25 protein-coding genes are annotated in these 23856 nt (G+C 53.6%); 12 read left to right on the top strand and 13 right to left on the bottom strand.

Annotated elements, in window-relative coordinates; genetic code table 11:
- Positions 1-3: 3 nt before the first annotated feature.
- Both treB and treR read right to left on the bottom strand, forming a co-directional pair.
- Entirely contained in the window at positions 4-1422 is a 1419-nt protein-coding gene (gene treB, locus OGY04_RS18395) for a PTS trehalose transporter subunit IIBC (RefSeq protein ID WP_048215055.1), read from the bottom strand.
- A gap of 157 nt (positions 1423-1579) precedes the next feature.
- Positions 1580-2527 carry a trehalose operon repressor TreR gene (gene treR, locus OGY04_RS18390; protein ID WP_032942194.1) on the bottom strand — a complete coding sequence of 316 codons (948 nt, stop codon included), beginning with the start codon at positions 2525-2527 and terminating at the stop codon, positions 1580-1582.
- 191 nt (positions 2528-2718) lie between these two features.
- Between treR and mgtL the strand changes: the two genes are divergently transcribed.
- From mgtL to OGY04_RS18370, 5 genes are all read left to right on the top strand, one after another.
- Entirely contained in the window at positions 2719-2772 is a 54-nt protein-coding gene (mgtL, locus tag OGY04_RS23140; protein WP_223240846.1) for a mgtA regulatory leader peptide MgtL, read from the top strand.
- 144 nt (positions 2773-2916) lie between these two features.
- On the top strand, positions 2917-5625 hold the full coding sequence (gene mgtA, locus OGY04_RS18385) for a magnesium-translocating P-type ATPase (RefSeq protein WP_048215054.1): 2709 nt from the start codon (positions 2917-2919) through the stop codon (positions 5623-5625).
- 375 nt (positions 5626-6000) lie between these two features.
- The gene (locus tag OGY04_RS18380) at positions 6001-6978 is read left to right on the top strand and encodes a TRAP transporter substrate-binding protein (protein ID WP_008786055.1); all 978 of its coding nucleotides are present in this window, start codon (positions 6001-6003) and stop codon (positions 6976-6978) included.
- Between the two features lie 62 nt (positions 6979-7040).
- A complete protein-coding gene (locus OGY04_RS18375) occupies positions 7041-7550 on the top strand; it encodes a TRAP transporter small permease (protein ID WP_057066552.1) in 510 nt (169 codons plus the stop codon).
- A gap of 30 nt (positions 7551-7580) precedes the next feature.
- A complete protein-coding gene (locus tag OGY04_RS18370) occupies positions 7581-8867 on the top strand; it encodes a TRAP transporter large permease (protein WP_003830349.1) in 1287 nt (428 codons plus the stop codon).
- A gap of 65 nt (positions 8868-8932) precedes the next feature.
- Here the strand turns inward: OGY04_RS18370 and OGY04_RS18365 are convergent, their stop codons facing one another.
- The 5 genes from OGY04_RS18365 to pyrL all read right to left on the bottom strand — a co-directional run bounded on the left by OGY04_RS18365 (position 8933) and on the right by pyrL (position 11469).
- The gene (locus tag OGY04_RS18365) at positions 8933-9385 is read right to left on the bottom strand and encodes a transposase (protein ID WP_008786057.1); all 453 of its coding nucleotides are present in this window, start codon (positions 9383-9385) and stop codon (positions 8933-8935) included.
- Positions 9386-9457: 72 nt separating this feature from the next.
- Entirely contained in the window at positions 9458-9844 is a 387-nt protein-coding gene (gene ridA, locus OGY04_RS18360; RefSeq protein WP_000047544.1) for a 2-iminobutanoate/2-iminopropanoate deaminase, read from the bottom strand.
- Between the two features lie 76 nt (positions 9845-9920).
- Positions 9921-10382, bottom strand: a complete 462-nt coding sequence (gene pyrI, locus OGY04_RS18355) for an aspartate carbamoyltransferase regulatory subunit (RefSeq protein ID WP_003025816.1) — start codon at positions 10380-10382, stop codon at positions 9921-9923.
- 13 nt (positions 10383-10395) lie between these two features.
- A complete protein-coding gene (pyrB, locus tag OGY04_RS18350; protein WP_003025818.1) occupies positions 10396-11331 on the bottom strand; it encodes an aspartate carbamoyltransferase in 936 nt (311 codons plus the stop codon).
- A gap of 36 nt (positions 11332-11367) precedes the next feature.
- Positions 11368-11469 (bottom strand): pyr operon leader peptide, encoded by a 102-nt coding sequence (gene pyrL / locus OGY04_RS18345; RefSeq protein ID WP_003025819.1) that lies wholly within the window; start codon positions 11467-11469, stop codon positions 11368-11370.
- A gap of 238 nt (positions 11470-11707) precedes the next feature.
- Here pyrL and OGY04_RS18340 point away from each other — a divergent pair, with 238 nt between their 5' ends.
- Positions 11708-12160, top strand: coding sequence for a YhcH/YjgK/YiaL family protein (locus OGY04_RS18340; RefSeq protein WP_048215052.1), 453 nt, complete (start codon positions 11708-11710; stop codon positions 12158-12160).
- A 106-nt stretch (positions 12161-12266) separates the two neighbouring features.
- On the opposite strand, the gene argF is transcribed toward OGY04_RS18340, so the two are convergent.
- Entirely contained in the window at positions 12267-13271 is a 1005-nt protein-coding gene (gene argF / locus OGY04_RS18335) for an ornithine carbamoyltransferase (protein ID WP_234103641.1), read from the bottom strand.
- Complete coding sequence (gene argL / locus OGY04_RS23250) at positions 13241-13336, bottom strand: putative translational regulatory protein ArgL (RefSeq protein WP_370867251.1); 96 nt, start codon at positions 13334-13336, stop codon at positions 13241-13243. The genes argF and argL overlap by 31 nt, the downstream gene beginning before the upstream one ends.
- A gap of 98 nt (positions 13337-13434) precedes the next feature.
- Between argL and rraB the strand changes: the two genes are divergently transcribed.
- The 3 genes from rraB (at position 13435) to OGY04_RS18320 (ending at position 15666) form a co-directional block, all read left to right on the top strand.
- Positions 13435-13860, top strand: a complete 426-nt coding sequence (gene rraB, locus OGY04_RS18330; protein ID WP_003025845.1) for a ribonuclease E inhibitor RraB — start codon at positions 13435-13437, stop codon at positions 13858-13860.
- A gap of 51 nt (positions 13861-13911) precedes the next feature.
- Positions 13912-14670, top strand: a complete 759-nt coding sequence (gene miaE, locus OGY04_RS18325) for a tRNA isopentenyl-2-thiomethyl-A-37 hydroxylase MiaE (protein WP_003839623.1) — start codon at positions 13912-13914, stop codon at positions 14668-14670.
- A gap of 165 nt (positions 14671-14835) precedes the next feature.
- The gene (locus OGY04_RS18320; protein ID WP_020996254.1) at positions 14836-15666 is read left to right on the top strand and encodes a hypothetical protein; all 831 of its coding nucleotides are present in this window, start codon (positions 14836-14838) and stop codon (positions 15664-15666) included.
- A 26-nt stretch (positions 15667-15692) separates the two neighbouring features.
- Here the strand turns inward: OGY04_RS18320 and OGY04_RS18315 are convergent, their stop codons facing one another.
- The 4 genes from OGY04_RS18315 to pepA all read right to left on the bottom strand — a co-directional run bounded on the left by OGY04_RS18315 (position 15693) and on the right by pepA (position 21332).
- On the bottom strand, positions 15693-16196 hold the full coding sequence (locus OGY04_RS18315; RefSeq protein ID WP_003025856.1) for a GNAT family N-acetyltransferase: 504 nt from the start codon (positions 16194-16196) through the stop codon (positions 15693-15695).
- A 206-nt stretch (positions 16197-16402) separates the two neighbouring features.
- The gene (locus OGY04_RS18310) at positions 16403-19258 is read right to left on the bottom strand and encodes a valine--tRNA ligase (RefSeq protein ID WP_008786064.1); all 2856 of its coding nucleotides are present in this window, start codon (positions 19256-19258) and stop codon (positions 16403-16405) included.
- Positions 19258-19701, bottom strand: coding sequence for a DNA polymerase III subunit chi (gene holC, locus OGY04_RS18305; protein ID WP_048212826.1), 444 nt, complete (start codon positions 19699-19701; stop codon positions 19258-19260). Before holC ends, OGY04_RS18310 begins: the two co-directional genes overlap by 1 nt.
- Before the next feature lie 119 nt (positions 19702-19820).
- Complete coding sequence (gene pepA, locus OGY04_RS18300; RefSeq protein ID WP_003025870.1) at positions 19821-21332, bottom strand: leucyl aminopeptidase; 1512 nt, start codon at positions 21330-21332, stop codon at positions 19821-19823.
- A gap of 153 nt (positions 21333-21485) precedes the next feature.
- Here pepA and OGY04_RS18295 point away from each other — a divergent pair, with 153 nt between their 5' ends.
- The 3 genes from OGY04_RS18295 (at position 21486) to lptG (ending at position 23781) form a co-directional block, all read left to right on the top strand.
- Positions 21486-21536 (top strand): hypothetical protein, encoded by a 51-nt coding sequence (locus OGY04_RS18295; protein WP_212723231.1) that lies wholly within the window; start codon positions 21486-21488, stop codon positions 21534-21536.
- Between the two features lie 62 nt (positions 21537-21598).
- Positions 21599-22699, top strand: a complete 1101-nt coding sequence (gene lptF, locus OGY04_RS18290; protein WP_032942200.1) for an LPS export ABC transporter permease LptF — start codon at positions 21599-21601, stop codon at positions 22697-22699.
- Positions 22699-23781, top strand: coding sequence for an LPS export ABC transporter permease LptG (lptG, locus tag OGY04_RS18285; RefSeq protein WP_008786067.1), 1083 nt, complete (start codon positions 22699-22701; stop codon positions 23779-23781). The genes lptF and lptG overlap by 1 nt, the downstream gene beginning before the upstream one ends.
- The last annotated feature ends 75 nt before the right edge of the window (positions 23782-23856 follow it).

Below are 23856 nucleotides of genomic sequence, written 5' to 3'. Positions count from 1 at the left end.
AAGTTAGACAATCTGTAATGTGCCCAGACGGTGTTTACGCTGGTAAACGAATGAGGTCAGTACCATTGGGATGACAATCGCAATGACCATCGCCATGCCAAAGACCTGCCAGTAAGTCGGCTGGATGGAGAGAATGCCCGGCAAACCGCCGACGCCAATCCCGTTCGCCAGCACACCGTTCAGGCCGCACAGCAGTCCGGCGAGACCGGAGCCGATCATCGCGCACAGCATTGGGAAGCGGTATTTCAGGTTGATCCCGTACATTGCTGGTTCGGTTACCCCGAGATAGGCGGAGATCGCGGCTGGAACGGAGATTTCACGTTCGTTGTGTTTGCGACTGGAGATAATGATCCCGACCACCGCAGAGGCCTGAGCGATATTCGACAGTGCGATCAGTGGCCATACCGGCGTACCGCCCATGCTCTGAATCATCTGCATGTCGATAGCCAGCGTGGTCTGATGCACACCGGTGATCACCAGCGGGGCATACAGGAAGCCGAACAACGCCGCGCCAATCGGAGCAAAACTGCCGGTCAGCAGATGACGGACCGCAAACGCGACACCGTCGCCAATCATGCGGCCAAATGGACCGATAAAGGCATGCGCAAGGAATACCGCAAGGATCAGCGAGCACACCGGGACGATCACCAGATACAGGTAATCCGGGACGATGCGCTTCATGCGTGTTTCAATAAACCCGAGCGCCAGCCCGGCCAACAGTGCCGGAATGACCTGCGCCTGGTAGCCCACTTTCTCAATGCTGAACAGGCCGAAGTTCCACACGTCCGGCACCTGCTGACCGAGCAAATAGGCGTTCATCAGTTGCGGAGAAACCAGGGTCACGCCCAGCACAATACCGAGGATCGGCGTACCGCCCATTTTCTTGACCGCCGACCAACAAATCCCGACCGGCAAATAGAAGAAGATCGCTTCGCCAATCAGCCACAGGAAGTCATAGAGGGTTTTCAGCGAAGGATGCATCTGCGCCAGCGTCTGCCCGTTACTCATGGGCAGATCGCCGATCACGTTACGGAAACCTAAGATCAGGCCGCCGCTAATCAGCGCTGGCAGCAGCGGGAAGAAGATCTCCGCGAAGTGAGAAATCAGCTGCTCGTGCCACTTCATGTTCTGCCGCGCCGCTTTCTTTGCCTGCTCTTTGTCGGCACTGGCTTGTCCGGTGGTCGCCAACAGCGCTTTGTAGTAATCGCCCACCTCGGTGCCAATTACCACCTGAAACTGCCCGGCGTTGGTGAAGCAGCCTTTGACCATTGGCAACAATTCGATCTCTTTCGGCCTGGCGTTTGCAGGCTGATTCAGCACAAAACGCAGGCGAGTAATGCAGTGACTCACCGTAGCGATATTGTCGCGCCCGCCAACCAGCTCAATTAGCCGGTCGATGTCTGCTTGTTTTATTTTGCTCATGATGGTGTGTGTTCCCCGTAGACCGGAAAAGACGCTGTTGCGTCGTCATTCGGCAACTCTCTCGTTGTTGGCGCCAGAGTATATCTTCGATGAATATTTAAAAATGGGAACGTTCCCGAAACGCAGCGAAGATCACAAATTAATGCTCAGAAAGCGATCAGGAGAGAGTGGAAGGAATAACGATTTGTCGTGGTTCGCTACGGCCGTTGATCTGTTCGATCAGCTGCGAGGCCGCTTGTCGCCCGGCTTCGGCGTATCCTGGATCGACGGTGATAATTTCCGGATGGAGGAATTTCATCAGCGGCGTGCTGCCCACGCTTGCCAACTGTAGGTTCTCAATCCGCTGCTCCTGCAGATATTTGCTGACCCCAAGGGCAAGGGTATCCGTCGCACAGACTAAGGCGGTGGTTTCCGGGGTGATGACGTTGGCGGCCTGCTCATAGCCCTGCTTCATGGCCAGACCCGGCAACGCGGCCACAGGATGCAGTTTATGTTTTTTACAGAATGCCAGGTAAGCCTCATGGCGGCGTTTACCAGTGGTCACATCGCTATGCGGAACACCAAGAAAGCTAATATGGCGATGCTCGCGTTCGTATAAACGCTGCATCAGGGTACGAATGGCACCCTCATCGTCATAGCAGACGGAGGCAAAGCCTTTTGCATCTCTTGCCAGCAGCACCAGAGAATCCTGCCAGGAGGCGAGCATGGCTTCAGTAATGCCGGTAAAACCAAACAGCACCACGCCATCAATGTTGCGGCGTCTGAGCATGCCGAGATGTTCTTCAACCAGCTCGGGCGAGAACTGGCTTTCCATCATGATCGGATCGTAGCCCTGTTCATAAAAGGCGGGCAGCATGGTCTGCACGGCGAGATTTTCTGAAAGAGAATCCAGGCGCGTGACGATAATCGCCACCACCTTGTCGCTTTGTCCGCGCATGGCGCGTGCGGAGCGGGAAGGGGAAAAACCGTGCTGATTCATCACCGCCTCAACGCGTTCGCGGGTGCGTTCACTCACGCCGCTTTCATTGTTGAGCACACGGGAAACGGTTGATTTTCCCACACCGCTTAAGCGGGCGATGTCTTTAATGGTCAGCCGATTTTGCATCCTGTTTTCCCGTGTTGCGTGTGAAGTTATGCCAAATAGAGAATAACTTTACTCAAGCGCGGCGCAATGGGCAAAGTCTGGTATACGTTTGGTTTAGTTTCCATGGTTTATCATACCGCCATAATTGCCACAAACCTTATGGTTTTCTGCGTATAATCCGCGACGCAAATCATTCACTTACCGGAGGCTATATGGATCCCGATCCCACCCCTCTCCCGAGATGGAGAAACAACCCTTTCCGGTAAGCCTGTCTTTCACTGTCTTACCGGAACAGTAAGACAGTGACGTTCTGACGTCCCTGTTGTGATTTTAATATTGCCACCAGGCAAGGCTTTGCCACGCCTGAAGGATTTACTGCGCCTGTTTATACAGGTGCAGAGGGACTGCCTATGTTCAAAAATATGACCCGCCAGCTGTTTGCCCGGCTAAACCGCCATTTACCGCATCGTCTGGTGCATCGTGATCCATTGCCGAATGCTCAGACCGTTGCCAGCACGCCGATCCCGCCATCGCTAAGCGAACATTGCCTGAAAATGGCGCTGATGGACGAAGACGCGCTGTGGAAAACGTTCGGCGCTCATCCGGAAGGCTTAAACGCCGCAGAAGTCGAAAACGCCCGCGAAATACATGGCGAGAACCAGTTGCCGGCGCAGAAGCCGTCGCCCTGGTGGGTGCATCTGTGGGTCTGCTACCGCAATCCGTTTAATATACTGCTGACCATTCTCGGGGCGATTTCCTATGCCACCGAAGATCTGTTTGCCGCTGGCGTCATCGCCCTGATGGTCGTCATCTCTACGCTGCTGAATTTTGTGCAAGAGGCGCGTTCCACCAAAGCGGCTGATGCGCTGAAAGCGATGGTCAGCAACACCGCCACGGTGCTGCGCGTCATCAACGAGAAAGGGGAGAACGGCTGGGTTGAACTGCCGATCGACCAGTTGGTTCCCGGCGATGTCATCAAGCTGGCGGCAGGGGATATGATCCCGGCCGATCTGCGCGTGGTACAGGCTCGTGACCTGTTCGTAGCCCAGGCTTCGCTGACCGGTGAATCGCTGCCGGTGGAGAAAGTGGCAACCAGTCGCGATCCGCAGCAAAGCAACCCGCTGGAATGCGATACCCTGTGCTTTATGGGCACCAACGTGGTGAGCGGCACGGCGCAGGCCATCGTGATTTCAACCGGAGCCAATACCTGGTTTGGGCAACTGGCCGGTCGCGTCAGCGAGCAGGAAAGCGAGCAGAATGCCTTCCAGAAAGGGATCAGCCGCGTCAGCATGCTGCTGATCCGCTTTATGCTGGTGATGGCGCCCATCGTGCTTATCATCAACGGCTACACCAAAGGTGACTGGTGGGAAGCGGCGCTGTTTGCCCTGTCTGTGGCGGTGGGACTGACACCGGAAATGCTGCCGATGATCGTCACCTCGACGCTGGCGCGTGGGGCGGTGAAGCTGTCAAAACAAAAGGTTATCGTTAAACACCTCGACGCTATCCAGAACTTTGGCGCGATGGATATTCTGTGCACCGATAAAACCGGCACCCTGACTCAGGATAAAATTGTACTTGAGAATCATACGGATATCTCTGGTAAACCCAGCGAACATGTCCTGCATTCTGCGTGGCTGAACAGCCATTATCAGACCGGGCTGAAGAATCTGCTGGATACGGCGGTGCTGGAAGGTGTGGACGAAGAATCAGCCCGCCAGCTCTCGACTCGTTGGCAGAAAATCGATGAGATCCCGTTTGATTTTGAACGTCGCCGCATGTCGGTAGTGGTGGCAGAAGAAACCGATGTGCACCAGTTGGTCTGTAAAGGGGCGCTACAGGAGATCCTCAGCGTATGTACCCAGGTGCGTCACAACGGTGAGATTGTCCCGTTAGATGACAACATGCTGCGTCGGGTGAAACGCGTTACGGACACGCTGAACCGCCAGGGGCTGCGTGTGGTGGCGGTGGCGACGAAATACCTGCCAGCGCGTGAGGGTGATTACCAGCGTATTGATGAATCAGATCTGATCCTCGAAGGCTATATTGCGTTCCTCGATCCGCCGAAAGAGACCACTGCGCCGGCGCTTAAAGCGCTGAAAGCCAGCGGTATTACGGTGAAAATTCTCACTGGCGATAGCGAGCTGGTGGCGGCGAAAGTGTGTCATGAAGTGGGGCTGGATGCGGGCGATGTGGTTATCGGCAGCAGCATTGAGGGGTTAAGTGACGATGAGCTGGCCCGACTTGCCCAGCGTACCACGCTGTTTGCTCGTCTGACGCCGATGCATAAAGAGCGCATTGTCACGCTGCTCAAGCGCGAAGGCCATGTGGTCGGCTTTATGGGCGATGGTATAAACGATGCCCCGGCGCTGCGCGCGGCGGACATTGGTATCTCCGTTGACGGCGCGGTTGATATTGCACGTGAAGCGGCGGATATCATCCTGCTGGAAAAGAGCCTGATGGTGCTGGAAGAAGGGGTGATTGAAGGACGCCGTACCTTCTCTAACATGCTGAAGTACATCAAAATGACGGCCAGTTCAAACTTCGGTAACGTGTTTAGCGTACTGGTGGCGAGCGCCTTCTTACCGTTCCTGCCGATGTTACCGCTGCACTTACTGATTCAGAACCTGCTGTACGATGTATCCCAGGTGGCGATTCCGTTTGATAACGTCGACGAAGAGCAGATCAAAAAGCCGCAGCGCTGGAATCCCAGCGAATTGGGCCGCTTTATGATCTTCTTTGGACCGATCAGCTCGATCTTTGACATTCTGACCTTTTGCCTGATGTGGTTCGTCTTCCATGCCAATACGCCTGAACATCAGACGTTGTTCCAGTCTGGCTGGTTCGTGGTGGGCCTGCTGTCGCAAACGTTGATTGTGCATATGATTCGTACCCGTCGCGTGCCGTTCATCCAGAGCCGCGCCGCGTGGCCGCTGATGCTGATGACGCTGGTGGTGATGGTCGTCGGCATTGCATTACCCTTCTCGCCGCTGGCCAGCTATCTGCAATTGCAGGCATTACCGCTGAGCTACTTCCCGTGGCTGATTGCGATTCTGGCGGGTTACATGACATTGACTCAATTAGTGAAAGGTTTTTATAGCCGTCGCTACGGCTGGCAGTAAACATAAAACGCCTCAGCAGGATGGTGTTAATACCATCCTGCATTCCTCATTTTCATTCGAAGATATTACCTCACAACATTAGTGTTTTATTTTTATTGAAATGCTAACGGGTGTTATTAGTATCAAATCGCCTTCCTTGCGTTGTTTTTTTATCAATAAAACGATCTGCATTGCAAAAATGAAACAGTGTGCTAAAAATTTTAAGCGTCTGCGATTTTTTGTGAACGCAGTCATCGAAATAAATTGTTACACCAGTTAGTCTGCGCAGGTAACGTCGTTAAGAAAGTTTCTCGCTGCCCGTTTTTAATTCCGGCAGTCATTTGCTCTGCAAGCTATTCCTGTTAATGGATATTATGAACTTCTGGAGAAGGACAAATGAAACTGACAAAAAACCTGTTAAGTCTGTGTATTGGCGCGTCTGTATTACTGATGAGTCATGCAACGCTGGCACAAACTTTTCGCGCCGCAGATGTGCATCCGGCTGATTACCCGAACGTTGTTGCAGTGAAACATATGGGGGAAAAACTTAGCGCCGCGACCGACGGGCGTCTGGAGATTAAAACATTTCCTGGTGGCGTGTTAGGCGATGAAAAACAGATGATTGAACAGGCGCAATTAGGCGCTATCGATATTATTCGTGTCTCAATGACGCCTGTTGCCGCCATTCTCCCTGAAATTAACGTGTTTACCCTGCCATATATTTTCCGCGATGAGGACCATCTGCATAAGGTTCTCGACGGCATGATCGGGCAGGAAATTGGCGACCGTCTGACGGCTAATACCAAATCGCGGCTGGTGTTTCTCGGCTGGATGGATGCCGGCACGCGTAACCTGATCACCAAAAATCCGGTGGTGAAACCGGAAGATTTACACGGTATGAAAATCCGCGTTCAAGGAAGTCCGATAGCGCTGGATACCCTGAAAGCGATGGGCGCTAACTCCGTTGTCATGGGCGTCAGTGAAGTATTTAGCGGCATGCAGACCGGCGTTATTGATGGCACGGAAAATAACCCGCCAACGTTTGTTGCGCATAACTATTTGCCGGTCGTGAAAAACTATACCTGGAGCAAACACTTTATTATTCCTGAGCTTTTTCTGTTTTCGAAAGCTAAATGGGATAAGTTGAAAAAAGAAGATCAGGATCTCATTATTAAACTCGCCAAGGAAGCACAGATAGAGCAACGAAAACTTTGGCAGGATTATAATGCGAAATCACTGGAGACCATGAAAGCCAACGGCGTTCAGTTCCACGATATTGATACGGATTATTTCTATAAAGCCACGCAGTCAGTGCGGGATAATTATGGTAAAGACCACCAGGATTTGATCAAACGTATTCAGGATGTGAAGTAATTCATCAGGTGGAGGATATCAACCCTCCGCCTGAATCTTTTGATTAATTCGAGGTGATAATTATGGGTGAATGCTATTCATCGGTAATGGATTTTCTTTATCGGGTGTCAATGTGGATTGCCGGTATCGCATTATTGGTCATGGTCGCCATTATCCCCATTGGCATATTCGCGCGTTATGTTCTGAATAACGCCCTGTCATGGCCTGAACCCGTCGCTATTCTCTGTATGGTGACATTCACCTTTATTGGCGCGGCGGTGAGCTATCGTGCAGGCTCGCATATCGCGGTGAGCATGGTGATTGACCGTCTGGGGGATACTTCCCGCCGTTATTGCTCGGTAATCGCTGACGTTATGTTGGTGGCGATAAGTCTGTTCATTCTGTGGTACGGAACCAATCTCTGTCTTGAACTGTGGGACCAGCCCGTGGCGGAATTCCCGCTTTTAAGCGCCGGGCAAAACTATCTTCCATTGCCGATAGGCTCTGCCATAACGCTGCTGTTTATCGCTGAAAAGATTTTCCGTGGTCCGCAGTACCAACGTCCCGTTGTCATGCTGGGATCGACCAGCTAGTTACCGCCCCCATTTCAGAAAGGAAAGCAGATGGATGCATTTATTCTCGTCTTTACGCTCGGCATTATGCTGGCGATTGGGGTACCGGTAGCGTACGCGGTTGGCATTAGCGCCATCATTGGGGCCTGGTATATTGATATTCCGCTGGAAGCGGTAATGATCCAACTGACCAGCGGGGTGAACAAGTTCTCTCTGTTAGCGATCCCATTCTTTATTCTGGCCGGGGCTATTATGGCCGAAGGGGGAATTGCGCGGCGACTGGTGAACTTTGCCTATATTTTTGTTGGTTTTATCCGCGGCGGACTGTCGCTGGTAAACATTGTGGCATCAACCTTTTTTGGCGCTATTTCCGGATCGTCCGTGGCGGATACCGCGTCCATCGGTTCGGTAATGATCCCGGAGATGGATAAAAAAGGTTATCCGCGTGACTTTGCCGCAGCGGTAACGGCTAGTGGTTCGGTACAGGCGATTCTTACGCCGCCCAGCCATAACTCGGTTATTTACTCGCTGGCGACCGGCGGCACGGTGTCGATTGCCGCGCTGTTCATCGCCGGGATCCTGCCGGGGCTGCTGTTAAGCCTCAGCCTGATGGTGATGTGCGTGGCGTTCGCACACAAGCGCGGTTATCCAAAAGGAGAACGTGTACCGTTTCGCCAGGCGCTGAAGATTTTCGTTGATACGCTGTGGGGCCTGATGACCGTTGTGATCATCATGGGCGGTATCCTGTCAGGTATCTTTACCGCAACGGAGTCTGCGGCAATTGCCTGCCTGTGGGCCTTCTTTGTCACCATGTTTATCTATCGTGACTATAAATGGTCTGAGCTGCCGAAGCTGATGTTCCGCACGGTGAAAACGGTCACTATCGTCATGATCCTGATAGGCTTTGCCGCCGCGTTCGGTGCTGTCATGACTTATATGCAGTTGCCGATGCGTATCACTGAAGCCTTCACCAGCATCTCGGACAACAAATACGTCATCCTGATGTGTATTAACATCATGCTGTTGCTGATCGGTACGCTGATGGATATGGCACCGCTGATCCTCATTCTGACGCCGGTTCTGCTGCCGGTGACCAACGCGCTCGGCATTGATCCGGTTCATTTTGGCATGATCATGCTGGTGAACTTAGGGATCGGCCTGATTACGCCGCCGGTAGGGTCGGTGCTGTTTGTGGCCAGTGCGGTGAGTAAACAGAAAATAGAGCAGGTGGTGAAGGCGATGTTGCCGTTCTACCTTGTGCTATTCCTGGTGCTGATGCTCGTGACGTACATTCCGGCGATTTCGCTGTTCCTGCCGAAACTGTTTGGCGTGATGTGATAAATGCCCGGTGGCGCTCGCGCTTACCGGGCCTACAAACTATGCTTCGCCAGGCCGATAATCTTTCAGACCATGCGCACAATTATATACCCAACGGCAAAGACAAAAAGAGCAATGTAGGCCCAACTGAAATGATAAAACGCATTTCTCGCTCCACGTCCGGAGCGGGCGAGAAAGATATTTTCTTCTTGGATGTGTTTTGCAGATATCTTGCGAAATTGACGGATGTAGCCAACGCAGTACGCGAGGAAAAAGAACATCACACATGCGGAGAGGGATTTAGAGAACATAATGGCGAGTAATGTGGCCGAAATGAAAAAGAACAAGAATACGATTGCGCCCGTCGATTCTAATTGTTTTAACTCACGGCGGATGCCTTCGGCGTGCTGCTCCTGCCAGCGACGGAGCGTGCTGACGCTAAATTCGTATTTTTCACATAATACCTTATTGGATACGCCGTTTTTAGACTGCTGAAGAAAATCGGCGATTTGTTCTGCGGTAAAACGAGCTTTTGTCATTACCGGCCCTCCATGGCGCGGTCAACCTTGAGATAATCCAGAACGTCGCCTGGATTATCTTTACGCTAGAAATCAGCGACGAACGGCGATCGCTTCAATCTCGATTTTCACGTCTTTCGGCAGACGGGCAACTTCTACGCAAGAACGCGCAGGGAAGGTCGCGTTGTGTTCGGTGAAGAACGCTTCGTAGGTCGCGTTTACAGTTGCGAAATCGTTCAGGTCTTTTACGAAGACGGTTGTTTTTACGATGTCGCCCACTTTCAGGCCTGCTGCTTCAACGATAGCTTTTACGTTTTCCAGCGACTGACGTGCCTGAGCGGACACGTCTTCCGCTACGGCACCGGTTTTCGGATCTACCGGGATCTGACCGGAAGTGATTACCATGCTACCCAGGTCAACGCCCTGAACGTATGGGCCGATTGCTGCTGGTGCATTTTCCGTCGCGATAGTTTTGCTCATGATTTCTCCTGAATTACAGCGGTAGTAGAATGTTCCCGCTCATTATAGGGAGCCGGGATCTCATAACCAACCCCAATTAGTTGGCCAGCACCACATAATGCGAAAACTCTTTTTCACAGTATTTGCATTTGAGTGCGATGTCATCGGCACGCTTTTTCACTGCAAAACTGGAGGAAACCGGCTCAGCATGGCTGATACAGTTGCTGTTCGGGCAAACCAGTACATTGTCGATACGCTCTGGCAGGCTCGGACGTGATTTACCCACCACGTCGTAATCGTCAATGCGGTTTACCGTTGCCTGCGGGGCGTACAGGGATAGCTGGTTTACCTGCTCATCGGTCAGGAACGTGTTTTCAATTTTAATCAGGTCCTTACGGCCCATCTCGCCTGACGGCAGGTTCAGACCGATGGTGATACGCTGGTCGGTTTCCGTCAGTTTGAACAGCGTCAGCAGCTTAAAACCAACCTGTGCGGGAATATGGTCAATCACGGTGCCACGTTTGATGGCTTCAACCTGCAGTTTGTTATCGTGTGTCATCTCTTTTTCTCCCTTACAGTGCCAGTTCGCTATTCAGTACCAGTGCCAGTAACGCCTGGCGGGCGAAGATGCCGTTGCCAGCCTGCTGGAAATACCAGGCATGCGGCGTCTTGTCGACGTCGGTGGTGATCTCATCGATACGCGGCAGCGGATGCAGTACCTTCATGTTTGCTCTGGCGCCGTTCAGATCGCTGGCGCGCAGAACAAACTGCGCTTTCACGTTGGCGTATTCGGACGGGTCCAGACGCTCTTTTTGTACGCGGGTCATGTAGAGGATATCGACCTCCGCCATCACCTCTTCAATAGTGCCGTGCAGGCTCCAGGCGATACCTTTTTCATTCAACATATCCAGAATGTATTGCGGCATGGCCAACGCGTCCGGGGCGATGAAGTAGAAACGGTTACCTTCGAACTTCGCCAGCGCCTGGGTCAGGGAATGGACGGTGCGGCCATATTTCAGGTCACCCACCATGGCGATGTGCAGATTGTCCAGGCGACCCTGAGTTTCCTGAATGGTGAACAGATCCAGCAGCGTTTGGGTGGGATGTTGGTTGGAGCCGTCGCCTGCGTTCAGTACCGGAACGTTACCGGAGAACTCCGTAGCCAGACGCGCGGCGCCTTCCTGCGGATGGCGCATTACGATGGCGTCGACATAGGTGCTGATGACGGAAATAGTGTCGGCCAGTGTTTCACCTTTTTTGCCCAGAGAGGTGTTGCTGCTGTCAGAGAAACCCACCACGCTGGCGCCCAGGCGGTGCATGGAGGTTTCAAAGGATAAACGGGTGCGGGTTGAGGCTTCAAAGAAGCAGCTGGCGATAACCTTATGCTTTAACAGCTCCGGCTGTGGGTTAGCTTTTAATTTCGCCGCTGTTGCGAGGACCAGATTGAGGTCATCGCGGCTGAGGTCGTTTATGGAAATGATGTGTTTTTGATAGAGCGGGTTAGCCATGTTTATCTCCTGACGCCTGGGCAAAAAAAAAGCCCCTCAATTGAGGGGCTCGGAATGGGTGATCAACGGAAAGAAAAACGGCAGGCCAGCGTCCTTTTTCAGACGCGGTAAGACAAAATGTCGTACACACTGAACCATACATCCTCCCGGCAAATTGTCCGCGATTATACTCAGCTCCGTTATGGGATCAAGCGAAAAATTCACAAATTATTCATCGCAAACGATTCTCATGAATATTCATTCACCCTGAATGCCAAACAGCAACAATGAGATAAACATGCGTTGACGCAAAATATTGGCAAATAGCAGTAGTATGGCAGACCGTTTTTTCGTATAACAACTAAAATGAAACGATGTTTTAATTAAGGGGTTTGAGATGATTGTCGGCAATATTCACAACCTGGATGCCTGGCTGCCGGAAGAGCTGCGTCAGGCGATTGAACACATTAAAGCGCATGTGACGGATGAGACGGAAAAAGGTAAGCACGACATCGACGGCGATCGTCTGTTTTATCTGATTGCTGAAGATATGACGGAGCCGTTTGCACAGCGCCGCGCTGAATATCACGCGCGCTATTTGGATATTCAGATCCTGCTCAAAGGTCAGGAAGGCATGACCTTCAGCACGCAGCCTGCGGGCGCGCCGGAAACTGACTGGCTGGCGGATAAAGATATCGCCTTCCTACCGGAAGGGGTACAGGAAAAAACGGTGGTGCTGAACGAAGGTGATTTCGTGGTGTTCTATCCGGGCGAAGTGCATAAACCGCTGTGCGCGGTCGGTGCACCAGCGCTGGTACGCAAAGCCGTGGTGAAAATGCGGGTGGCATAAGCGTATGTGCCGGGGGCGGCTTCGCCTTGCCCGGCCTACGGGAGCGCTATTGTAGGCCGGATAAGATGCTTAGCATCGCCATCCGGCATTCTTTTCATCCATGCCCTCACTTCGCCAGCGTCGCCACCATCACCGCTTTGATGGTGTGCATCCGGTTTTCCGCCTGATCAAATACGATACTGGCGGGGGATTCAAAGACCTCATCGGTCACTTCCATTCCACCGTGCAGACCATATTCCTGTGCCATTTGTTTGCCAAGCGTGGTTTGATCGTCATGAAACGCGGGCAGGCAGTGCAGGAATTTCACCTGCGGATTGCCGGTCAAAGCCATCATCGCGCTATTAACCTGGTACTTACGCAGCAGCGCAATACGTTCGGCCCACTTCTCTTTTGCCTCGCCCATTGATACCCAGACGTCGGTATAGATGAAGTCTGCGTCTTTCACGCCCGTGGCGACATCTTCGGTCAGCGTAATATTGCCGCCGTTTTTCTGTGCCAGCGCTTTGCACTCCGCAACCAGACTTTCTTCCGGCCAGCAGGCTTGCGGTGCGACCAGACGCAGATCCAGCCCGGTTAACGCGGCGGCTTCCAGCATGGAATTGCCCATATTGTTGCGGGCATCACCGGTGTAGACCAGCGTCATCTCATTAAACGCTTTACCCGGCAGGTGTTCATGCATAGTTAACAGATCCGCCAGCAGCTGGGTGGGATGAAACTCGTTGGTTAATCCGTTCCACACCGGAACTCCGGCATATTCCGCCAGCGTCTCGACAATCTCCTGACCGTGGCCCCGATACTGAATACCGTCGTACATACGGCCGAGTACGCGGGCGGTGTCTTTGATCGACTCTTTATGGCCAATCTGGCTGCCGCTTGGCCCGAGGTATGTCACGCGCGCGCCCTGATCGTATGCGGCAACTTCGAAAGAGCAACGGGTACGGGTTGAGTCTTTTTCGAAGATGAGCGCGATGTTTTTACCGGTGAGCTTTGCGACTTCAGTGCCGTTTTTCTTTTCCGCCTTCAGCTGTGCGGCGAGCTGAAGCAGTGACGTGAGTTCAGCAGAGGTGAAATCAAGCAGTTTCAAAAAATGTTTCTGATAAAACGCAGACATGGTTCCCTCACATGGCTTAGGCCATTTATTGAATTAAAATTCAATTTATATGGATGTTTATTCATTTGCAACCTTGTTTAACAAATCTTTCCTGGAAAGGTGGAGGCAATGACAGCGGTATGTGACAATAAGAGTATCGGCAGGACATTATGAGGAACGAGCCATGGCAAACCCGGAACTACTGGAAGAACAGCGTGAAGAAACACGCTTGATTATTGAAGAGTTACTCGAAGATGGCAGCGATCCAGACGCGCTGTACACCATCGAGCATCACCTTTCCGCGGATGACTTCGAAACCCTGGAAAAAGCGGCAGTAGAAGCCTTCAAGCTGGGTTATGAAGTGACCGAGCCGGAAGAGCTGGAAGTGGAAGAAGGCGACACGGTTATTTGCTGTGACATTCTGAGCGAATGTGCACTGAATGCGGAGTTGATCGATGCTCAGGTTGAGCAGCTGATGAACCTGGCTGAAAAATACGATGTGGAATACGACGGTTGGGGCACCTATTTTGAAGACCCGAACGGCGAAGAAGGTGAAGACGGCGACGATGAAGACCTCGTCGACGAAGATGATGACGGCGTGCGTCACTAAGTCATCAACTGACCTGCGGTAGCATCGGCTGCCGCAGGCCAAGGACAACGTATGGATTACCTGCAAATACTCTCCCCGATCCACAACTTCCTGCACTGTAAAACCCCCCAGGCCTGGCTTGATAAAGCGCGGGACCCGGCAAATCTGCCTCTGTTATTGACCGATCACCTCGTCTGTGAGCTGAAAGCGGCGCAAACGGCGATGCTGCTGGTGCGTAAGTATGTCGCGGATAAACAGGGATCGCAGGCGCTGCTGGACTGGCTGAAACCCTATGAAGCGTTTGCTTTCAGAGAAGGGGATGAGCCGGATTTTATCGCGCTGAATAAACAGATAAGCAAAAGCGTGATGCCGCAAACCGACGACCCGTGGGGACGCAAGCTTATCGACAGCATGGTTTTGCTTATCAAAGAAGAACTGCATCATTTCTGGCAGGTGCGTGAGGCGATGATGAGCCGCAACATTCCCTATATCAAGATTACCGCCAGCCGTTACGCCAAAGGCATGCTCAAAGAGGTACGCACCCATGAGCCTTTAACGCTAATCGATAAACTGATTTGCGGGGCTTACATTGAGGCGCGTTCCTGCGAACGGTTCGCCGCGCTGGCACCGTATCTGGATGACGATTTGCAGGCGTTTTATCTGTCGCTGCTGCGATCCGAGGCGCGGCACTATCAGGATTACCTGGCGCTGGCGCAGCAGGTTTCAACCGATGATATCAGTAGTCGGGTGCAGTTTTTTGGCGAAGTAGAAGCCGCGTTGATCACCTCTCCTGACGATGAATTCCGCTTCCACAGCGGTGTGCCAGCTTAATTCCTTTCTTTGACGCGCGGTGTCCATCGCCGCGCGGATTAATCCTTCCTGTTTCTGTTAGCAAAATCTGGTGGCTGGAAATCGCTCGCTGCTGCCGTAATAATCAAAACACACGAAGGGGAAATATATCCCCGTAACAGAGATGATTTGGCATAAGGATGGTTAATGAACTGGGCACACGTTTTGTTGGCAGGTTATATCGGGGCGGTGATTGCTATCGTCGTCGGCATGTTTCGCAAAAAAGGCTGGCTGGGCAAGATCTCCGGCGCGGTGGTTTTTGTGGTGGCGATCATCGCGTGGAATCTGTTTGATGTGCACTACCTGATCCCACGCGAAAGCCCGGATTATGGTCTGACCGAAGAGCAGCAGTTTGAAAAGGCGATGCTCTCCAATCCGGCGTTTCAGGTGATTAAGGAGCAGGAACCTGAGCTGACACAAAAAATTATCAGCCAGGCAGCGCAGATGAAGAAAGCAGGGAGTAGCGAACAGCAGGTTATCGACGCGATACAGCCGCAAATTCTTCAGTTGCAAATGGCAAGATTGCAGCAGGCGCCAGATGCCAATGTCATTGAATATATGAAAATTAACCTTGAGCAGATCGCTTCTGTGGCCAAAATAGGTGATGACGAATGCTTCCGCTTTCTGTTTCCGGCAGTGAAAGGGGGGATTAACCCGGCACGTCTGGTTCCGCGTGAGATCATGAACCGTCGTATGGCGAGTGATATGAGTATGATGCGTGCAGCCTATGGTCCGAACAAACATACGGTCACGGCAGAAGAGAAACAGCTGGCGTTGCAGGATCTGCAAGCAATAAGTCCTGGACTAGTACAGCGCTATGGGCCGGATATTCAGATCATGGCCGATCCGACTAAAGCGATCGGCAAAGAGAAAATTGCCTGTGAGATAGTGCAGGATCTCTGGTCACAGGTGCTGAAGCTGCCAACCGCCCGCGCGGCTGGCGTTATTCGACTGATGCTCTCAGCCGAGATGCAGTAACGCGACTAAAGCCTCTCGGCGTAAGGTCAGAGGGGCTTTAACATCCGCACTTCACAATCCACGTGCCCGGTACAGCCCAGCGCTTCGCTGATATGCTCAAAGCCTAAATGCTCATACAGGCGGATTGCCTCAGTCAGAAACGCTGTGGTCTCCAGATAGCACTGTTTAAAACCCTGCTCGCGGGCATGTTCGAGCGCCATCAGCGCTAGTTTTTTCGCCAGCCCCTGACCGCGCGCGCTCGACAGGAAGTACATCTTTTGCAGCTCGCAAATGTCTGGTTCACTACATCCTAACGGTGCAACACCGCCGCCGCCCACGACTTCACCATTTTGCTCAACCACCCAGTAGGCCGCGCCCGGCTGGCTGTAAACCTGGAACAGTTCGTCCAGATTAGGGTCGGCAACGGTATACCCCTTATCGGCGGTAAGCCCGTATTCAGCGGAAACTTTGCGGATCACGCGGGCAATGGCGGCGTTATCATCGGCAGAAATTCGGCGCAGCGTTGCCGCGACGGAGGTAATGGCACTCATAGCGAACTCATGACATAAAAGTGAGACATATGCAGTTAATACCACTGCGGCGAGGGGAAGCGCAAGCGAGGATAATTCAATAAAAAGCCTCTGAGCATATGCGTCAGAGGCTTTATCGTCTGTGGTGTCGGATGCGCTACGCTTATCTGACCTACGATGACGGTGCCCGTTTGCCGAATAAGCGCAGCGCTATCCGGCATAGGCAATTACAGCGCGGCGATGACCGCCTGCTGTTCAATCAGCTTCGCTTTGGCTTCTGCGTAACCGTCCAGCTTCTCACGCTCTTTGGCGATAACTGCTTCCGGTGCGCGGGCAACGAAACCTTCGTTGGAAAGTTTGCCTTCGATACGGGCAATCTCACCTTCGATTTTCGCTACTTCTTTTGCCAGACGCGCCAGCTCATCTTCTTTGTTGATGAGGCCAGCCATCGGGATCAGCAGCTCGGCGCCGTCGATGATTTTGGTCACGGAGACCGGGCCTTTGTCATCGGCTGGCAGCACGGTAATGCTTTCCAGACGTGCCAGGTTCAGCAGGAAGCTACGGTTGTCGTTCACGCGACGCATTGCGTCAGCGCTGCAACCACGCAGCAGCAGCTCCAGCGGTTTGCCCGGGGCGATGTTCATTTCCGCACGGATGTTACGTACGGCGACGATCGCCTGCTTCAGCCATTCGGTATCGGCCAGCGCCGCTTCATCAACCTGCGCTGCGTTATATTCCGGGAACGGCTGCAGCATGATGGTATCTGCAGTGTTGCCACAAATCACTTTCACGCGCTGCCAGATGGTTTCGGTGATGAACGGAATGATTGGGTGCGCCAGGCGCAGCAGACCTTCCAGCACGGTAACCAGCGTATTGCGAGTGCCGCGCAGTTCAGACTCGGAACCGCCGTTCATGACCGGCTTGGTCAGCTCCAGATACCAGTCGCAGAACTGGTTCCAGGTGAACTCGTACAGAATGCCCGCGGCGATATCGAAGCGGAAGTTATCCAGCGCTTCGCGGTACGCTTTGATGGTCTGGTTGAATTCAGCGAGGATCCAGCGGTCTGCCAGAGACAGGGTCATTTCGCCGCCGTTGAAGCCGCAATCCTGATCTTCGGTGTTCATCAGCACGAAGCGGCTGGCGTTCCACAGCTTGTTACAGAAGTTACGGTAACCTTCCAGACGCTTCATGTCCCAGTTGATATCGCGACCGGTAGAGGCCAGCGCTGCCAGGGTGAAACGCAGGGCGTCGGTGCCGTGCGGCTCGATGCCGTCCGGGAACTGCTTCTCGGTACGTTTGGCAATTTTCTCAGCCAGCTGCGGCTGCATCATGTTGCCGGTACGTTTCTCCAGCAGTTCTGCCAGAGAGATACCGTCGACCATATCCAGCGGGTCAATCACGTTGCCCTTGGATTTGGACATCTTCTGGCCTTCGTCGTCACGGATAAGACCGGTCATGTAGACGGTCTTGAACGGAACCTGCGGCTTGCCGTTTTCATCTTTGATGAAGTGCATGGTCATCATGATCATGCGGGCAATCCAGAAGAAGATGATGTCGAAGCCGGAAACCATCACGCTGGTTGGGTGGAACTGACGCAGCGCGTCGGTATTTTCCGGCCAGCCCAGTGTAGAGAAGGTCCACAGTGCAGAAGAGAACCAGGTATCGAGAACGTCTTCGTCCTGGCGCAGTGCAACGTCGGCGCCGAGGTTGTTTTCCTGACGCACTTCGTCTTCGGTACGGCCAACGTAGACATTGCCGTCGTTGTCATACCATGCCGGGATACGGTGACCCCACCACAGCTGACGGGAAATACACCAGTCCTGAATATCACGCATCCAGGAGAAGTACATGTTTTCGTACTGCTTCGGTACGAACTGGATGTCGCCGTTCTCAACCGCTTCAACCGCTGGTTTTGCCAGCACGTCGGCACGGACGTACCACTGGTCGGTCAGCATCGGTTCGATAACCACGCCGCCACGGTCGCCGTAAGGGACGGTCAGGTCGTGCGGTTTAATTTCTTCCAGCAGCCCCAGGGCATCAACGGCGGCAACCACCGCTTTACGCGCAGCAAAACGTTCCAGCTTCTGGAACTCAGCCGGGATTTCATTGGAGTAAACGTCGGACTCTTCGCCTTTGGTGTCGTACACTTCCGCGGTTTCGCGGATGTCGCCGTCAAAGGTCAGAATGTTGATCATCGGCAGGCCGTGACGTTTCCCGACTTCGTAGTCGTTAAAGTCGTGCGCCGGAGTGATCTTCACGCAGCCGGTGCCTTTTTCCATGTCGGCGTGTTCATCGCCGACGATCGGAATGCGACGGTTAACCAGCGGCAGGACAACGAATTTGCCGATCAGATCTTTGTAGCGCGGATCTTCCGGGTTAACGGCTACGCCGGTATCACCCAGTACGGTTTCCGGACGGGTGGTGGCGACGACCAGGTAATCTTTACCGTCTGCGGTTTTCGCGCCGTCAGCCAGCGGATAGCGGATGTGCCACATGGAGCCTTTAGACTCGCGGTTTTCCACTTCCAGATCAGAAATAGCGGTGCGCAGTTTCGGGTCCCAGTTGACCAGACGCTTGCCACGGTAGATCAGATCTTCTTTGTACAGGCGAACAAAGACTTCTTTCACGGCATTGGAAAGACCTTCGTCCATAGTGAAGCGCTCGCGCTCCCAGTCAACGGAGTTGCCGAGACGGCGCATCTGACGGGTAATGGTGCCGCCGGATTCCGCTTTCCACTGCCAAATTTTGTCGATAAACGCTTCGCGACCGTAGTCGTGACGGGTTTTACCTTCTTCAGCGGCAATCTTACGCTCAACCACCATCTGGGTAGCGATACCCGCGTGGTCGGTACCGGCCTGCCACAGGGTGTTTTTACCCTGCATACGCTGGTAGCGAATCATGGTATCCATGATGGTTTGCTGGAAAGCATGACCCATATGCAAACTGCCGGTGACGTTCGGCGGCGGGATCATGATGCAGAAGGACTCTTTGCTTTCATCGCCGTTAGGTTTGAAATAGCCCTGCTTTTCCCAGTGCTCGTAAAGCGGCTGTTCGATATCTTGTGGGTTGTATGTCTTTTCCATTATTTCCAGGTTGCCGTATTCAGGTTAAAACCAGCCACGCGGTAAGCTTTGTAGCGATCGCGTGCCGATTGTTTCAAAGAATCTTCGTAAGGAACGAAGTCTATCACTTCTGTGAAAGCGGTGGCAAAATCTGCAAAGCCAACGCGCAAACTGATGAGCAGGTCGCGCGGGCTGCTATTGCGTTTCTCCGGCCAGGCAATCTCTACCGGCGCGCCACCTCTGGGGCCTTCTCCCGCCAGATTATGCGGAACAAAACTTTCTGCCGGTCTCGCCCACAGAGCTTCATCCAGTCGAAGAGCCTGCTTTTCGTTTTCACAGGCGATCAGCACGCGCTTGCCAGCACGCCAACGTTCTGCGGCAATTTCACACACCAGTTGTTCAACGGCGCTTAAGCCATCGATGGTGTTGTCATTGTCCAGAATATAGAACGTTGCGTTTCTCATGATATGGGGCTTCTTGTTGTGGATTTAAATGCAAAGCCGGGTGGCGCTACGCTTACCCGGCCTACGGTTGAGTGATGTTGTAGGCCGGGTAAGGCGAAGCCGCCACCCGGCGTTTTACATCACTCTTCGCCGTTAAAACCGGCACGATTGAGCAGGAACTGCGACAGCAACGCGACCGGACGACCGGTTGCGCCTTTGGCTTTCCCTGAACGCCATGCGGTACCGGCGATATCCAGGTGCGCCCAGTTGTACTTACGGGTAAAGCGTGACAAGAAGCAGCCCGCGGTAATGGCACCGCCAGGACGTCCGCCGATGTTCGCCATATCCGCAAAGTTGGACTCTAACTGCTCCTGGTATTCATCACCCAGCGGCAAACGCCACGCGCGGTCACCAGCCTGCTCGGACGCACCGATCAGCTCATGCGCCAGCGGGTTGTGGTTCGACATCAGGCCGGTGATGTGATGGCCCAGCGCAATCACGCACGCGCCGGTCAGGGTCGCGACGTCAATCACCGCTTCTGGCTCAAAGCGCTCGACGTAGGTTAACACGTCGCACAGCACCAGACGGCCTTCGGCATCCGTATTGAGCACTTCAACGGTCTGTCCAGACATCGTGGTCAGCACGTCGCCTGGGCGATACGCGCGGCCACCCGGCATGTTTTCACAGCCCGCCAGCACACCGACAACGTTGATGGGGAGCTGAAGCTCGGCCACCATGCGCATCACGCCGTATACCGCTGCCGCGCCGCACATGTCGTATTTCATCTCATCCATGCCTTCGGCTGGTTTGATGGAGATACCGCCGGAGTCAAAGGTTAATCCTTTACCGACCAGCACAATCGGACGCGCGTCTTCGGACGGATTGCCTTTGTACTCGATGACCGACATCAGCGACTCGTTCTGCGAGCCGTGACCGACGGCCAGATAAGAGTGCATGCCCAGCTCTTTCATCTGCTGCTCGCCGATTACGCGGGTCACAACATTTTTGCTGTAGCTGTCTGCCAGCTGGCGCGCCTGAGAGGCCAGGTAGGCGGCGTTACAGATGTTCGGCGGCATGTTGCCAAGATCTTTTGCCGCTTTAATGCCGGCGGCGATCGCCAGACCGTGTTGGATCGCACGCTCACCGCTGGTCAGCTCGCGGCGGGTCGGCACATTGAAGACCATTTTACGCAGCGGGCGACGTGGCTCGCTTTTGTTGGTCTTCAGTTGATCAAAGCTGTACAGCGTTTCCTGTGCCGTCTCAACGGCCTGACGCACTTTCCAGTAGTTATTGCGCCCTTTGACGTGCAGCTCAGTCAGAAAGCAGACGGCTTCCATTGAGCCTGTATCATTCAGGGTATTGATGGTTTTCTGAATGACCTGCTTGTACTGGCGCTCATCAAGTTCGCGCTCTTTGCCACACCCAATAAGGAGAATTCGCTCAGACAGAACGTTAGGAACATGGTGCAGCAACAGGGTTTGACCCGGTTTGCCTTCCAGTTCGCCGCGACGCAGCAGTGCGCTGATGTACCCGTCGCTGATCTTGTCGAGCTGCTCTGCAATCGGAGAGAGGCGGCGTGGTTCAAAGACACCCACGACGATGCACGCACTCCGCTGTTTCTCCGGGCTACCGCTTTTTACACTGAACTCCATGCACTACGCTCCTGAATCTTAAAGACAACGGCGGTGGCTACGGATAGAATTGCAAGCTTTCGTAACTCATACCCGCTGTTGCGGTGACTTCGTGTTAATCTTAACGTTATTACGGCATTGGCACGTCAGAACAATTTCTGAGAGGTGGATCCGTTGAGTATAATGATCTTAGCGACGATTTCGACGACTCAAGAGAATAAATGACGTTTAAGCCATGAAACAAGCTAAATTCCGGCAAAAGACGGGTTTTTACGGGCGTATTTAAAGTGATAATCATAAGATATCTGGTTCGGGAAACGCTCAAAAGCCAACTCGCGATCCTATTCATCCTGCTTTTGATCTTCTTTTGTCAAAAGTTGGTCAGGATCCTTGGTGCGGCGGTTGACGGTGATATCCCGGCAAATCTGGTGCTCTCGCTGCTGGGGCTGGGCGTGCCAGAAATGGCGCAACTTATCTTGCCCTTAAGCCTGTTCCTCGGGCTGTTGATGACGCTGGGCAAACTGTATACCGAAAGCGAAATTACGGTCATGCACGCCTGCGGGCTGAGCAAGGCAGTGCTCGTGAAAGCGGCGATGGTGCTGGCGCTGTTTACCAGTATTATTGCGGCGGTCAACGTGATGTGGGCCGGGCCGTGGTCCTCCAGACATCAGGACGAAGTCCTGGCGGAGGCGAAAGCGAACCCCGGTATGGCGGCGCTTGCTCAGGGGCAATTCCAGCAGGCGACCAACGGCAGTTCGGTGCTGTTTATCGAAAGCGTTGACGGCAGCAACTTCAAAGACGTGTTCCTCGCGCAAATCCGCCCGAAAGGCAACGCTCGTCCTTCGGTCGTCGTAGCCGATTCCGGACATCTTACCCAGATGCGTGATGGCTCTCAGGTCGTGACGCTGAACCAGGGGACGCGCTTCGAAGGTACCGCGCTGCTGCGCGATTTCCGCATTACCGACTTCCAGGATTATCAGGCGATTATCGGTCATCAGGCCGTGGCACTGGATCCAAATGATACCGACCAGATGAACATGCGTACGCTGTGGACGACCGACACCGATCGTGCCCGCGCGGAGCTAACCTGGCGTATCACGTTAGTATTCACCGTATTTATGATGGCGCTGATGGTCGTACCGCTGAGCGTGGTGAACCCGCGTCAGGGGCGCGTGCTGTCGATGCTGCCAGCAATGCTGCTCTATTTGCTGTTCTTCCTGGTTCAGACGTCGCTGAAGTCGAACGGCGGTAAAGGTAAGCTGGATCCAGTGTTCTGGATGTGGACGGTTAACCTGGCGTATCTGGCGCTGGCGATTGTGCTTAACCTCTGGGATACGGTGCCGATGCGCCGCTTGCGTGCCCGTTTTATGCGTAAAGGAGCGGTATAATGCAGCCTTTTGGTGTACTTGACCGCTATATCGGTAAAACCATTTTCACCACCATCATGATGACGCTGTTCATGCTGGTGTCGCTCTCCGGGATCATCAAGTTCGTTGACCAGCTGAAAAAAGCCGGGCAGGGGAGCTACGATGCGATGGGCGCCGGGCTGTATACCCTGCTCAGTGCGCCGAAAGATATCCAGATCTTCTTCCCGATGGCGGCACTGCTGGGGGCATTGCTGGGGCTGGGCATGCTGGCCCAGCGCAGTGAACTGGTGGTGATGCAGGCTTCCGGCTTTACCCGTATGCAGGTGGCGTTGTCGGTGATGAAAACCGCGATTCCGCTGGTGCTGCTGACGATGGCTATCGGCGAATGGGTTGCGCCACAAGGCGAACAGATGGCACGTAACTACCGTGCGCAGCAGATGTACGGCGGCTCGCTGCTCTCTACCCAGCAGGGTTTGTGGGCGAAAGACGGTGACAGCTTTGTCTACATCGAGCGGGTGAAAGGCGACGCCGAATTAGGCGGGATTAGCATCTACTCGTTTAACGACAAGCGCCGTCTGCAGTCTGTACGCTACGCTGCGAGCGCGACGTTTGACCCGGAGCAGAAGGTCTGGCGTTTGTCGCAGGTAGATGAATCCAACCTGACCGATCCGAAACAAATCACCGGCTCGCAAACGGTGAGCGGCACCTGGAAAACCAACCTGACACCCGACAAGCTCGGCGTTGTGGCGTTGGATCCTGATGCGCTCTCGATTAGCGGTCTGCATAACTACGTGAAGTACCTGAAGTCGAGCGGCCAGGATGCCGGACGCTATCAGCTCAATATGTGGAGCAAAGTCTTCCAGCCGCTGTCGGTGGCGGTCATGATGCTGATGGCGCTGTCGTTTATCTTTGGTCCGCTGCGTAGCGTCCCGATGGGCGTGCGCGTGGTGACAGGGATTAGCTTCGGCTTTGTGTTCTATGTGCTGGACCAAATCTTTGGCCCGCTGACGCTGGTGTACGGCATTCCGCCGATTATCGGTGCGCTGCTGCCAAGCGCCAGCTTCTTCCTGATAAGCCTGTGGCTAATGCTACGTAAGTCGTAATCACAGTAATCGTAGGCCTGATGGCGTTGCGCTTTTCAGGCCTACTCCGGACCCGTAGGCCGGATAAGGCGTTTC

This window comes from Citrobacter sp. Cpo091 (genome assembly GCF_030332645.1).
GTDB lineage: Bacteria > Pseudomonadota > Gammaproteobacteria > Enterobacterales > Enterobacteriaceae > Citrobacter > Citrobacter portucalensis.
Note: the sequence above shows the minus strand (reverse complement) of the source record. Positions and strands in the feature narration are given on the sequence as shown.